Raw genomic sequence first — 12,873 nt, 5'->3', positions numbered from 1 at the left:
TTGATCCGGTCCGTCCTGGTCGCGAACCGGGGGGAGATCGCCTGCCGGGTCTTCCGCACCTGCCGTGAGCTGGGCATCGGGACGGTGGCGGTGTACTCGGACGCCGACGCTTCGGCGCTGCACGTCCGGGAGGCCGACGCGTCCGTGCGGCTGCCGGGGGTGACCCCGGCCGAGACGTATCTGCGCGGCGACCTCATCGTGAAGGCGGCGCTCGCGGCGGGAGCGGACGCGGTGCACCCGGGCTACGGCTTCCTGTCCGAGAACGCGGAGTTCGCGGCGGCGGTGGCCGACGCGGGGCTGGTGTGGATCGGGCCGCCGCCGGCCGCGATCGAGGCGATGGCGTCGAAGACGCGGGCCAAGGAGCTGATGGGCCTCGCCCCGCTGACGGAGGTCACGGCGGCGGACTTGCCGGTCCTCGTGAAGGCGGCGGCGGGGGGCGGCGGCCGCGGTATGCGCGTGGTGCGTGAACTCTCGTCGCTCGACGCTGAATTGGAGGCGGCTCGGGCGGAGGCGCTGAGCGCGTTCGGGGACGGTGAGGTCTTCGTCGAGCCGTACGTGGAGGGCGGCCGCCATGTGGAGGTGCAGGTACTCGCGGACGGGCACGGCACGGTCTGGGCGCTCGGCACCCGCGACTGCTCGCTGCAGCGCCGCCACCAGAAGGTGATCGAGGAGGCCCCGGCCCCGGGCCTGTCGGACGCGCTGGTGGAGCGGCTGCACGCGACGGCGGTACGGGCGGCGCGGGCGGTCGGATACGTGGGCGCGGGGACGGTCGAGTTCCTCGTCGCGGGTGACCGCGCGCACTTCCTGGAGATGAACACCCGTCTCCAGGTCGAACACCCCGTCACCGAGGCCGTGTTCGACGTCGACCTGGTGGCGCTCCAGATCAGCGTCGCGGAGGGTGGCGAGCTCCCCGGAGAGCCGCCCCCGGTCCAGGGCCACGCGGTGGAGGCCCGGCTGTACGCGGAGGACCCGGCACGGGACTGGGCGCCGCAGACCGGCACCCTGCACCGGCTGTCCGTACCCGGCGTGCGCCTGGACACCGGTTACGCCTCCGGGGACGTCATCGGAGTCCACTACGACCCCATGCTCGCCAAGGTCATCGTCTGGGCGCCGACCCGGGCGCAGGCCGTACGGAAGCTGGCGCACGCCCTGGAGCAGGCCCGGGTCGAGGGGCCCGTCACCAACCGGGAGCTGCTCGTGCGGTCGCTGCGGCACCCCGAGTTCGCCGAGGGGCGCCTCGACACCGGGTTCTACGAGCGGAACCTCGACGCGCTCACCCGCCCGGACCCCGCCGGTGAGGCGCACGCCGCCGTCGCCGCGGCTCTCGCGGACGCGGACGCGGCCGCCGGCGGGGGCCTCGGGGCGTGGCGGAACGTGGCGTCGCAGGATCAGGTGAAGGTGTACGGGGACCACGAGGTCCGGTACCGCCGGACCAGGGACGGGTATGTGGTCACGGCTCCCGAGGGGATCCGGGCCGTCGAGGTCGCGCCGGAGCGCGTCCGGCTGGAGCTCGACGGGGTCGTCCGGCGCTTCGATGTGGCCCGCCACGGCGACGTCGTGCACGTCGGCGCCCACCGGCTCACCGTCCGCCCCCGCTTCGCCGATCCCCGGGACCGTACCGAGCCCGGATCCCTGCTCGCGCCCATGCCCGGCACCGTCGTCCGGGTCGCCGAGCTCGCGGTCGGCGACCGGGTCGACGCCGGACAGCCGCTCCTCTGGCTGGAGGCCATGAAGATGGAGCACCGCATCACCGCTCCCGCCTCCGGCACGCTCACCGCGCTCCACGCCGCCCCCGGCCGCCAGGTCGAGGTCGGTGCCCTTCTCGCCGTCGTACAGAACGAAGCACAGGAGGAGCAGACCTCATGAGCCATGTCATCGAGAGCCGCGAACACACCGCGCTGCGCGCCGCCGTCTCCGCCCTCGGGCAGCGCCACGGCAGGGGCTTCGACCGGGAGGAGCTGTGGGCGGAGGCGGGCAAGCTCGGCTATCTGGGCGTGAACCTGCCGGAGGAGTACGGAGGCGGAGGCGGCGGCATGGCCGAACTCTCCATCGTGCTCGAAGAATTGGGCGCGTCAGGGGCCCCGCTGCTCATGATGGTCGTCTCGCCCGCCATCTGCGGCACCGTCATCGCCCGCTTCGGCACCGAGGCGCAGAAGCGCGCCTGGCTCCCCGGCCTCGCCGACGGCACCCGCACCATGGCCTTCGGCATCACCGAGCCCGACGCGGGCTCGAACTCGCACCGGATCACCACCACCGCCCGCAGGACGGAGGACGGCTGGGTCCTGAGCGGCCGCAAGGTCTTCGTCTCCGGCGTCGACATCGCCGACGCCACCCTCATCGTCGGCCGCACCTCGGACGCCCGCACCGGCTCCCTCAAGCCCTGTCTCTTCGTCGTCCCCCGGGACGCCGAGGGCTTCCAGCGTCGCCAGATCGACATGGAACTGGCCGCCCACGAGAAGCAGTTCGAGCTCACCCTCGACGACGTCCACCTGCCCGCCGACGCGCTGGTGGGTGGGGGCACCTCCCACGCCGAAGGCGGTGGCGGAGAGGACGCCGGTCTGCTGCAGCTCTTCGCGGGTCTCAACCCCGAGCGGATCATGACCGCCGCGTTCGCCATCGGCATGGGCCGCCACGCCCTCGGCAAGGCGATCGGCTATGCCAAGGACCGCCAGGTCTGGAAGTCCCCCATCGGCGCCCACCAGGCCATCGCGCATCCGCTCGCCCAGGCCCACATCGAGCTGGAGCTCGCCCGGCTGATGATGCAGAAGGCCGCCGCCCTCTACGACGCGGGCGACGACATCGGCGCGGGAGAGGCCGCGAACATGGCCAAGTACGCCGCCGCGGAGGCCTGTGTGAAGGCGGTCGACCAGTCCGTCCACACCCTCGGCGGCAATGGCCTCACCCGGGAGTTCGGCCTCGCCTCGCTCATCACGGCGTCCCGCGTCGCCCGGATCGCACCGGTCAGCCGCGAAATGATCCTCAATTACGTGTCCCATCAGTCCCTGGGTCTCCCCAAGTCGTACTGAGAGGCACGATTCTGGCCGTCCGATCCTTCTCCGAGGGGGCTGTTCATGTCTTCAGCGGTGTTCTCCAGTGAGTACGCGGATGTGCCGGCCGTTTCCCTTCCCATCCACGACGCCGTACTCGGCCGGGCGGCCACCGAGTACGGCGACGCGGTCGCGCTGATCGACGGCGTCACCGGCACTGCCGTCACCTACGCCCGGCTCGACGCGCACCACCGGCGGATCGCCGCCTCGCTCGCCGGGGCGGGCGTCCGCAAGGGCGACGTGGTCGCGCTGCACAGCCCCAACTCGGTGCTCTACCCGGCGGTGTTCTACGGCTCCACCCGAGCCGGAGCCTCGGTGACCACCGTCCATCCGCTGTCCACGGCGGAGGAGTTCGCCAAGCAGCTGCGGGACTCCGCGGCCCGCTGGATCGTCACCGTCTCACCGCTGCTGGACGTGGCGCGGCGAGCCTCGGAACTGGTCGGCGGGATCGAGGAGATCTTCGTCTGTGACGCGCCCGGGGCGTTCGGCTCCACCGCCCCCGAGCCGTCCGTCCCCATCGACCCGGCCGAGGACGTCGCCGCCCTGCCGTACTCCTCCGGGACGACCGGCATCCCCAAGGGCGTGATGCTCACCCACCGTTCGATCGCCACGAACCTGGCGCAGCTCTCCCCGCTGATGCCCATGGGTCCGGGCGACCGGATCCTCGCCGTGCTTCCGTTCTTCCACATCTACGGCCTCACCGCGCTGATGAACGCCCCGCTGCGGCAGGGCGCCACCGTCGTCGTCCTGCCCCGCTTCGACCTCGACCAGTTCCTCGCCGCGATCGAGAGGCACCGCATCAACGGTCTGTACGTGGCTCCTCCGATCATCCTGGCCCTCGCCAAGCATCCGTCGGTGGCGCGGTACGACCTGTCGTCGCTGGAGTACATCGTCTGCTCCGCCGCCCCGCTGGACGCCGCGCTCGCGCAAGCCTGTTCGGAGCGGCTCGGTTTGCCGCCGGTGCGCCAGGCGTACGGGATGACCGAGCTGTCACCCGGCACGCACGTCGTCCCGCTGGACGCCGACGCCCCGCCGCCGGGCACCGTCGGAAAACTGCTCCCGGGTACCGAGATGCGGCTGCTGTCCATCGACGATCCCGGCAGGGACGCCGGGGTGGGCGAGGAGGGTGAGATCGCGATCCGCGGCCCCCAGGTCATGAAGGGTTATCTGGGGCGGCCCGAGGCCACCGCGGCGATGATCGACGCCGAGGGGTGGGTGCACACCGGGGACATCGGGCGGGTCGACGAGGACGGCTGGCTGTTCGTCGTCGACCGGGTCAAGGAACTCATCAAGTACAAGGGCTTCCAGGTGGCGCCCGCCGAGCTGGAGGCGCTGCTTCTCACCCATGAGCAGGTGGCCGACGCGGCGGTGATCGGGGTCCTGGACGAGGACGGCAACGAGATCCCGAAGGCCTTCGTGGTCCGCCAGCCGACCGCGAGCGAGCTGTCCCCGGACGACCTGGTCGGTTTCGTCGCCGGAAAGGTCGCCCCGTACAAGAAGATCCGGCGTGTGGAGTTCATCGGGGCGGTACCCCGGGCCGCTTCGGGGAAGATCCTCCGTCGGGAGCTGAGGGACCGGGAAGCGAACCGAGTGACCGAGTGACCGAGTGACCGAGTGACCGATGAGGGGAGTGAGAGGGCGCATGACGTTGGTCGACAGCGCGCACGAGCGCGGCATCACCACCCTGACCCTGAACTCGCCGGCGAACCGCAACGCGTTGTCCGCGCGGCTCGTCGGCGAGCTCGCCGAGGCGATGGAGGCGTGTGGCGGCGATCCGGAGGTGCGGGCCGTGGTGCTCACGCACACCGGCTCGACGTTCAGCGCCGGCGCGGATCTGAAGGCGCCGCCCAGTCCGTACGCCTTCGTGGCGCTGCTGCGGCGGATCGTCGAGCTGCCGAAGCCGGTGGTGGCCCGGGTCGCCGGGCACGTCAGGGCCGGAGGCATGGGCCTGGTCGGCGCCTGCGACCTCGCGGTGGCGTCGCCGGACGCGGACTTCGCGCTCACGGAGGTTCGGATCGGGGTGGCGCCGGCCGTCATCTCGCTCACGCTGCTGCCGAAGCTCGAGCCGCGGGCCGCCGCCCGCTACTACCTCACCGGGGAGCGCTTCGACACGGCGGAGGCGGTACGGATGGGCCTGGTGACGGCCACCGACGACGCGTTCGACGGCATCCTGGACGGGCTGCGCAAGGCGTCCCCGCAGGGGCTGGCGGAGTCCAAGCGCCTGGTCACGGCTAGGGTGCTGGCAGCCTTCGAGCGGGACGCGGAGGACCTGGTCCAGCGCTCCGCGACGCTCTTCGCCTCGGCGGAGGCGCGTGAGGGGATGACGGCCTTCCTCGAACGACGGGACCCCGCATGGGTGTGGTGACCAGCCCCAAACAGGACCGCAGCCGGGCGACCCGGCAGCGGCTCCTGGAGGCGGCCGTGTCCTGCCTGGCCGAACACGGCTGGGCGGGCTCGACCGTCTCGGTGGTCGCCGAACGGGCCGGCGTCTCGCGGGGCGCGGCCCAGCACCACTTCCCCACCCGGGAGGACCTCTTCACGGCGGCCGTCGAATACGTCGCCGAGGAGCGCTCGCACGCCCTGCGCACCCTTCCGGCCAAGAACCGCGCGGCCGTCGTGGGCGCTCTGGTCGACCTGTACACGGGACCGCTGTTCCGCGCGGCCCTGCACCTGTGGGTCGCCGCCTCGAACGAGGAGCAGCTGCGCCCGCGGGTCACCGAGCTGGAGGCCCGTGTCGGCCGTGAGTCGCACCGGATCGCCGTCGAACTCCTCGGCGCGGACGAGTCCCGCCCGGGCGTGCGCGAGACGGTCCAGGGGCTTCTGGACATGGCCCGGGGGCTGGGCCTGGCCACTCTCCTGACCGACGACACGGCCCGCCGGGAGCGGGTGGTGGCGCAGTGGGCGGCGCTCCTCGACGAGGCGCTGGACTGAACCGCCCAGGGCCGGAGCGAAGTGTGATACGGGTCACTGGCCATCCGTGAGCCGCGCAGTAATCTGAGGTCATGCTTTCGCTCGTACGCCGCCGCCACGTGGACTTCGTCCGCGTCACGAGCATGGGCTGTCGACGCTCGACCTGATCTTCGAAGCCCCCCTCTCCATCAGGCACCCGGAGCCCCGCCCCACCCCATGGCGCCGCCCCGGGACCCGTACACCCCGCGGATGCAACCATGACGGACTCGCAGTCGTACTCCCAGCTTCCGATCATCGATCTCTCGGCCGTCGACCAGGGCCCCCAGGCGCGCCGGCTGCTCCACGCCCAGCTGCACAGCGCGGCCCATGACGTCGGCTTCTTCCAGCTCGTCGGGCATGGCGTCACGGACGCCGAGACCGACGCCCTGATGCGGGCGATGCGGGCCTTCTTCGCGCTTCCCGAGGCCGACCGGCTGGCGATCGACAACATCAACTCGCCGCACTTCCGCGGCTACACCCGCATCGGCGACGAGCGCACCGGCGGCTCGCGCGACTGGCGCGACCAGCTCGACATCGGCGCCGAGCGCCCCGCGCGCGTCCCCGGCCCGGGCGAGGCCCCCTACTGGTGGCTCCAGGGCCCCAACCAGTGGCCCGACGCCCTGCCGGAGCTGCGCACCGCCGCCCTGAACTGGGTCGAGCGGCTCAGTGGTGTCGCCGAGCGGCTCCTGCGCGAGCTCCTCGTGGCCATCGGCGCCCCGGCCGGCTTCTACGACGACGCCTTCGGCCCGCGCGCCCACCCGCACCTCAAGATGGTCCGCTACCCCGGCAGCGCGGACGACGGCGCCGACCAGGGCGTCGGCGCGCACAAGGACTACGGCTTCCTGACCCTGCTGCTGCAGGACCAGGTCGGCGGGCTCCAGGTGCAGCGCGAGGACGGGCTCTTCCACGACGTTCCGCCGCTGCCCGGCGCCTTCGTCGTCAACCTCGGCGAGCTCCTCGAAGTCGCCACCGACGGCTATCTGCTCGCCACCAACCACCGGGTGGTCAGCCCGCCCGGGGCCACCGAGCGCTTCTCGGTGCCGTTCTTCTACAACCCGCGCCTGGACGCCAGGATCGAGCGCGTGCCGTTCCCGTACGCGCGGAACGCGCCCGGGGTCACGACCGACCCGGCGAACCCGCTGTTCGCCGAGTACGGCCGCAACGAACTCAAGGGCAAGCTGCGCGCTCATCCCCTGGTCGCCGCCCGGCATCACGCGGACCTGCTGCTCCAGGAGCGTCAGCCCGCGATGTCCCCGTAGCCCTCGATCTCGCGGGGGTTGCGGGTGCCGGGGCCGACGTAGCGCGCGGAGGGTCGCACCAGGCGGCCCGTGCGCTTCTGCTCCAGGATGTGCGCCGACCAGCCCGCCGTGCGGGCGCAGGTGAACATCGAGGTGAACATGTGCGCCGGGACCTCCGCGAAGTCCAGCATGATCGCCGCCCAGAACTCGACGTTCGTGGCGAGGACGCGGTCGGGGCGGCGGTTGTGCAGCTCCTCCAGCGCGGCCTTCTCCAGGGCCTCGGCGATCTCGAAGCGCGGCGCGCCGAGCTCCTTGGCCGTGCGGCGCAGCACGCGGGCGCGCGGGTCCTCGGCGCGGTAGACCCGGTGGCCGAAGCCCATGAGCCGCTCGCCCTTGTCCAGGGCCTGCTTGACGTACGCGGTGGCGTCGCCGGTCCGCTCGATCTCCTCGATCATGCCGAGGACCCGGGAGGGCGCCCCGCCGTGCAGCGGGCCGGACATGGCGCCGACGGCGCCGGACAGTGCCGCGGCCACGTCGGCGCCGGTGGAGGCGATGACGCGGGCGGTGAAGGTGGAGGCGTTCATGCCGTGTTCGGCGGCGGACGTCCAGTAGGCGTCGACGGCCTTGACGTGCTTGGGGTCGGGCTCGCCGCGCCAGCGGATCATGAAGCGCTCGACGACGGACTCCGCCTTGTCGATCTCGCTCTGCGGGACCATCGGCAGGCCCTGTCCGCGCGCGGACTGGGCGACGTACGACAGTGCCATGACGGCGGCGCGCGCCAGGTCGTCACGGGCCTGCTCGGCAGAGATGTCCAGGAGCGGTTTCAGACCCCATACGGGGGCGAGCATCGCCAGCGCGGACTGGACGTCGACCCGGATGTCCCCGGAGTGCACCGGAATGGGGAAGGGCTCGGCGGCCGGCAGCCCGGGGTTGAACGCCCCGTCGACCAGCAGGCCCCAGACGTTCCCGAAGGACACATGGCCCACCAGGTCTTCGATGTCGACGCCCCGGTAACGGAGGGCACCGCCCTCCTTGTCGGGTTCGGCGATCTCCGTTTCGAACGCGACGACTCCTTCGAGTCCGGGTACGAAGTCGGACATCAGGCGGCTCCTCAGAAATGGGTACGACGGACGAACAAACTCGTTGGGGGGTGATGCCCCGTGCGGCGAGCGGTCACCCCCACCGCGTCGTAGGGGGGCCACAGTGGCCCAGCGGAGAGTTTGGCGGGTTCTGCTGATGCGGGGAAGCGTGACAACCGGCACACTGCGCCATTCCGCCCAACAAGGATTAGCGGCACTCGGTGCCGGGCAGACTGCGCCCTGCGGCAGGATGGGGGGTGTGACAGACGCCCTCGATCCCGCTGACATGCGTGAGCAGTACCGGACCACGGAGCTGCACGTGGAGGACCTCGCGCCCGAACCGATCGAACAGTTCGCCCGCTGGTTCAAGGACGCGGCGGCCGCGACCGCCGCCATCCACGAACCGAACGCCATGGTCGTGTCGACCTCGACGCCCGACGGCAGGCCGTCGTCGCGCACGGTGCTGATGAAGCACTACGACGAGGCGGGCCTCGTCTTCTACACGAACTACACCTCCCGCAAGGGCCATGAGCTGGCCGCCAACCCGTACGTCTCGCTGCTCTTCCCGTGGCACCCGCTGGCCCGCCAGGTGATCATCACCGGTACGGCCTCCCGCACCGGCCGCGACGAGACGGCCGCGTACTTCCGCACCCGCCCGCACGGCTCGCAGCTGGGCGCGTGGGCGAGCCACCAGTCGTCGGCGATCGGTTCCCGGGAGGAGCTGCTGAGCCGGTACGAGGAGCTGGCCGCCCGCTACCCGGAGAGCGAGCAGGTGCCGGTGCCGCCGGAGTGGGGCGGCTTCCGGGTGGTGCCGGAGACGGTGGAGTTCTGGCAGGGGCACGAGAACCGGCTGCACGACCGGCTGCGGTACGTGCGGGACGCCGCGACGGACTCGGGCTGGACGGTCGAGCGTCTGTCCCCGTGACCCCCGCGGTCACTCGGAGAGTTTCCGGCCCTCGACGAGGGCCGTCTCCACCGCGTGCGGGATGTCCGTGACCGGGAACTGCACATGGCGCACGGCGCGCTCCCGGTCCAGTACCAGCACCGCCCGCTTCAGCCGCAGCGCCTGACCGGCCCGGAACGTCGGCAGCCGCAGTGCCGCCGACAGCCTGCTGTCCATGTCGGAGAGCAGCGGGAAGGGGATGTCCTCCGCCTTCGCGAACGCGCGCTGCTCGTCCGGGCGCTGGGTGCTGAGGCCGCGCACGGCGATCCCGGCCGCGGTGAAGGTGGCGTACGCGTCGCGGAAGAGCCGGTTCTCCAGGGTGCAGCCGACCGTGCCGGGGATGTCGGACCAGTTCTCCGGCAGGGGGCTCGGCCGCCCGGTGGCCGGGTAGCAGAAGAGGACCGTGGCGGCCGCCTCCGGGTCCACGGGATCGAGGTCGGCGCCGGTGTGCGCGGGCAGCGTGAGCCGCGGCAGCCGGGTGCCGGGCAGGTCGTGGAGGCGGTGCGCCTCGGCGCTCTCCTCCCCGGCTGTGCCGGTGAGGGTGCCGTCCCCGAGCAGCCAGCGGTCGGCCCAGTCCTGCATGGACACGAGGACGGGCAGCAGGGCGCGGCCGATGTCGCTGAGCCGGTACTCGTACCGGACGGGCCCCCGTTGGTACGGGACCTTGTCCAGGACCCCGCTGTCGACCAGGTGGTTCAGCCGTTCGGTGAGCACCTTGCGGGAGATGTCGAGCTCGCGCTGGAGCTCGTCGAAGCGGTGCCGGCCGCGGGCGGTCTCGCGTACCAGCAGCAGGCTCCACCAGTCGCCGATGACGGCTGCGGCCTGGGCGATGGCACAGGCGGCGTCGCGCTCGGGTACTGCTCGGCCCATCGGCGTTCCTTTCCCTCGGTGCGGTCGGTCCATCTTGCGCCACGGGGTGAGTTCCCGATAGAAACTCAGTGTAAGTTCCTAAAGGAAACTCACTGACTCCGGGGGAGATCCGTGCCCACAGCCCGGGCAACCGCCTGGCGCACCTGGCAGATGACCCGCCGCGCCTACCCATGGACCTACGCCGTCGGCACCGTTCTGCCCGCCGCGCTCGCCATCGCCCTCGCCGGCCTCGCCCACCGCGCCATCGGCGGCGGCAGGGTCGGCGACGACTTCGCCGCGAGCAGCGGCACCAGCGCCTATCTCGCCTACATCGCCGTGGGCGCGACCGCCTTCCAGTTCACCGTCCGCCTCATCCTCTGGTCGGCCAAGGCACTCATCACCGAACAGCGCCAGGGCACCCTCGGCGCGCTGCTCATCGCCCCCGCCGGCCGCTTCCCCTACCTCCTCGGCTTCACGGCCTTCGCCGTCGTCAGCAGCCTCGTCGAATTCCTCGGCCTGGGCGTGGTGATCGCGCTGCTGGGCATCTCCGTCCCCGTCTCCTCGCCCCTCGGCGCGCTGGCCGGAGCCACCGCCCTCATCTGCGCCGTCTTCGCGCTCTCCGTCGGCCTCGGGGCCCTCATGATCGCGGCGGGCGAGGCCCACATCTCCCAGAACACCGTCTTCATGCTCCTCGGGCTGCTCTGCGGCTTCACCTTCCCCCGCGCCTATCTGCCCGAGCCCGCCCAGTGGCTCGCCGAGCTCTTCCCGGTGACCTCCGCCGTCGACGTACTGCACGGATCGCTCACCGGCGGCCAGAGCCTGCCGCAGCTGCTGCCGAGGCTCGGTGTCTGCGCCGCCCTGACCGCCGTATACCTGCTGGCCGGCCTGAAGCTGCTGCCCCGCGCCGAGGCCCGCGCCGTCGAAAGGACGTACTGACCATGAGCACACCCGGCATCGCCGTCCGCGCGCTGCGCAAGGAGTTCCCCGTACGCGACAAGGGAATCCTCGGACCCCGCACGCTCAAGCGGGCCGTCGACGGCCTTGATCTCGACATCCCGCCCGGCCGCGTCACCGGACTCCTCGGCCTCAACGGCGCCGGCAAGACCACCACCATCAAGATGCTGGCCACCCTCCTGCGCCCCACCTCCGGGACGATCCGCGTCGACGGCCTCGACACCGTCGCCGACGCCCGCGCCGTACGCCGCCGCATCAACCTCATCGCCGGCGGCGAGCGCATGGTCTACACCCGGATGACCGGACGCGAGAACCTCTGGTACTTCGGCCAGCTCTACGACGTCCCCAAGCCCGAGCTGCGCGCCCGCACCGAGGAACTCCTCGCGCTGGTGGGCCTGTCCGACGCCGCCGACACCATGGTCGAGCGGTACTCGCGCGGCATGACCCAGCGCCTCGCCATCGCCCGCGGCCTCATCAACCGGCCCGCCTATCTCCTCCTCGACGAGCCCACCCTCGGCCTCGACGCCCCCATCGCCCGTGATCTGCGCCGCGTCGTCGCCGACCTCGCGGCCGCCGGCACCGGCGTCCTGCTCACCTCCCACTACCTGGCGGAAGTCGAGGAACTCTGCGGTCATGTCTACGTGATCTCCGGGGGCCGGCACCTCGCGGAGGGCAGCCCCGCGGAGCTGAAGGCCGCCACGGGAAGCCACCGGACCGTACGCATCACGGTGACGAACCCCAGCGCGGCCGTCACCGGCACCGTCGCCCGCTTCGGCGCGACCACCCACCCCCTCGCCGACGGCGGCGAGTTGATCACCCTGCGCCACCCGGACAACATCGCGGGCCCGCTGGCCGCGGCGATCATCGAGGCGGGCGGCCAGATCGGCGGCCTGGAGATCGCCGAAGCCAGCCTCGAGGACGCGATCCTCACCCTCACGGACACCCCCGAGGCGGTGTCCGTATGAGCCACGCCCTGCGCGTCTTCAGGGCCGAGGCCCTCAAACAGCACCGCCGCCTCTTCGGCCAGCCGCTCGTCGTCTTCTCGATGCTGGTCTGGCCCGTTCTCCAACTGGCCACCACCTACTACACGTTGCGTCCGGTCGCCACCGCGTCCCCGGCCGCCGCGAACTGGCCGCCGGCCGCCGACCCCGAGCGCCTCCTGGCCTTCCTCGCCACCGGCACCCTCGCGTACGCCTTCTTCTTCTCCCTCGTCCAGTCCGCCTGGCACTTCTCCTTCGAACGGGCCACCGGCACCCTGGAGCTGCTCTTCCTCTCCCCGGCCGGCCGGCTCACCCTGATGATCGCCAACGGCGCGGGCGCACTCCTCCAGAACGCCTGGCTCCTGACCTGCTTCACCGCCGCCGCGCTCACCGGCTTCGGCTCCCTGTCCGTCGCCTCCTGGTGGATGCTCGCCGTCGTCTTCCTCGCCCTGCTGGTCCCGGCGGTCGCCTGGGGCGCGTTCCTCAACAGCGTGCTGGTCTTCTCCCGCGACTCGGCGTTCCTCTACACGATCCTCGACGAGCCCCTCTGGTTCGTCTCGGGCGTCCGCCTCCCCACCTTCGCGCTTCCCACGGCCGTCCAGATCGTCGGAGCGGCCTTCCCCCTCACCGGCAGCCTGCTGGCGGTGAGGGGCGCCCTCCTGGAGGGCCGCACCCTCGCCGACATGGCCCTGCCGCTCACCGGCCTGGGCGCGCTGAGTGCCCTGCTGCTCGCGGCGTCCGCCGTGATCCTTCGGCTGGGCGAGGCGCGGGTCCAGCGGACGGGCAGGCTGGGCTTCGCGTGAAGGGCGCCGGGGCGCCCTGTTCCGCGTAGCG

General features: G+C 72.1%; 12 protein-coding genes. 10 read left to right on the top strand and 2 right to left on the bottom strand.

Annotation, left to right across the window (positions count from 1 at the left end):
- The 6 genes from ACZ7J0_RS21410 to ACZ7J0_RS21385 all read left to right on the top strand — a co-directional run bounded on the left by ACZ7J0_RS21410 (position 1) and on the right by ACZ7J0_RS21385 (position 7,255).
- Positions 1–1,866, top strand: coding sequence for an acetyl/propionyl/methylcrotonyl-CoA carboxylase subunit alpha (locus ACZ7J0_RS21410; RefSeq protein ID WP_470889755.1), 1,866 nt, complete (start codon positions 1–3; stop codon positions 1,864–1,866).
- Positions 1,863–3,026, top strand: coding sequence for an acyl-CoA dehydrogenase family protein (locus ACZ7J0_RS21405; RefSeq protein ID WP_470889596.1), 1,164 nt, complete (start codon positions 1,863–1,865; stop codon positions 3,024–3,026). Before ACZ7J0_RS21410 ends, ACZ7J0_RS21405 begins: the two co-directional genes overlap by 4 nt.
- 45 nt (positions 3,027–3,071) lie before the next feature.
- Complete coding sequence (locus ACZ7J0_RS21400; RefSeq protein ID WP_470889594.1) at positions 3,072–4,649, top strand: 4-coumarate--CoA ligase family protein; 1,578 nt, start codon at positions 3,072–3,074, stop codon at positions 4,647–4,649.
- A gap of 40 nt (positions 4,650–4,689) precedes the next feature.
- On the top strand, positions 4,690–5,412 hold the full coding sequence (locus ACZ7J0_RS21395; protein WP_470889592.1) for an enoyl-CoA hydratase family protein: 723 nt from the start codon (positions 4,690–4,692) through the stop codon (positions 5,410–5,412).
- Positions 5,400–5,978, top strand: a complete 579-nt coding sequence (locus tag ACZ7J0_RS21390; protein ID WP_469121646.1) for a TetR/AcrR family transcriptional regulator — start codon at positions 5,400–5,402, stop codon at positions 5,976–5,978. Before ACZ7J0_RS21395 ends, ACZ7J0_RS21390 begins: the two co-directional genes overlap by 13 nt.
- Before the next feature lie 236 nt (positions 5,979–6,214).
- Positions 6,215–7,255, top strand: a complete 1,041-nt coding sequence (locus ACZ7J0_RS21385) for an isopenicillin N synthase family dioxygenase (protein ID WP_470889590.1) — start codon at positions 6,215–6,217, stop codon at positions 7,253–7,255.
- On the opposite strand, the gene ACZ7J0_RS21380 is transcribed toward ACZ7J0_RS21385, so the two are convergent.
- Positions 7,234–8,334 carry a citrate synthase 2 gene (locus ACZ7J0_RS21380; protein WP_470889588.1) on the bottom strand — a complete coding sequence of 367 codons (1,101 nt, stop codon included), beginning with the start codon at positions 8,332–8,334 and terminating at the stop codon, positions 7,234–7,236. The genes ACZ7J0_RS21385 and ACZ7J0_RS21380 overlap by 22 nt on opposite strands.
- A 229-nt stretch (positions 8,335–8,563) precedes the next feature.
- Between ACZ7J0_RS21380 and pdxH the strand changes: the two genes are divergently transcribed.
- A complete protein-coding gene (pdxH, locus tag ACZ7J0_RS21375; RefSeq protein WP_470889586.1) occupies positions 8,564–9,238 on the top strand; it encodes a pyridoxamine 5'-phosphate oxidase in 675 nt (224 codons plus the stop codon).
- 9 nt (positions 9,239–9,247) lie between these two features.
- Here pdxH and ACZ7J0_RS21370 read toward each other — a convergent pair whose 3' ends face one another.
- On the bottom strand, positions 9,248–10,126 hold the full coding sequence (locus ACZ7J0_RS21370; RefSeq protein WP_470889584.1) for a winged helix-turn-helix transcriptional regulator: 879 nt from the start codon (positions 10,124–10,126) through the stop codon (positions 9,248–9,250).
- A gap of 111 nt (positions 10,127–10,237) precedes the next feature.
- On the opposite strand from ACZ7J0_RS21370, the gene ACZ7J0_RS21365 reads away from it, so the two are divergent.
- Genes ACZ7J0_RS21365 through ACZ7J0_RS21355 form a run of 3 tightly spaced genes read left to right on the top strand, consistent with a single transcriptional unit; the run spans position 10,238 to position 12,842 of the window.
- Positions 10,238–11,041 carry an ABC transporter permease gene (locus ACZ7J0_RS21365; protein WP_470889582.1) on the top strand — a complete coding sequence of 268 codons (804 nt, stop codon included), beginning with the start codon at positions 10,238–10,240 and terminating at the stop codon, positions 11,039–11,041.
- Positions 11,042–11,043: 2 nt separating this feature from the next.
- Positions 11,044–12,024: an ABC transporter ATP-binding protein gene (locus tag ACZ7J0_RS21360; RefSeq protein WP_470889580.1), complete on the top strand. Its 981-nt coding sequence runs from the start codon at positions 11,044–11,046 to the stop codon at positions 12,022–12,024.
- Complete coding sequence (locus ACZ7J0_RS21355) at positions 12,021–12,842, top strand: ABC transporter permease (RefSeq protein WP_470889578.1); 822 nt, start codon at positions 12,021–12,023, stop codon at positions 12,840–12,842. The genes ACZ7J0_RS21360 and ACZ7J0_RS21355 overlap by 4 nt, the downstream gene beginning before the upstream one ends.
- Positions 12,843–12,873 lie beyond the last annotated feature (31 nt).

Source organism: Streptomyces sp. NPDC038280, from assembly GCF_055600045.1.
Note: the sequence above shows the minus strand (reverse complement) of the source record. Positions and strands in the feature narration are given on the sequence as shown.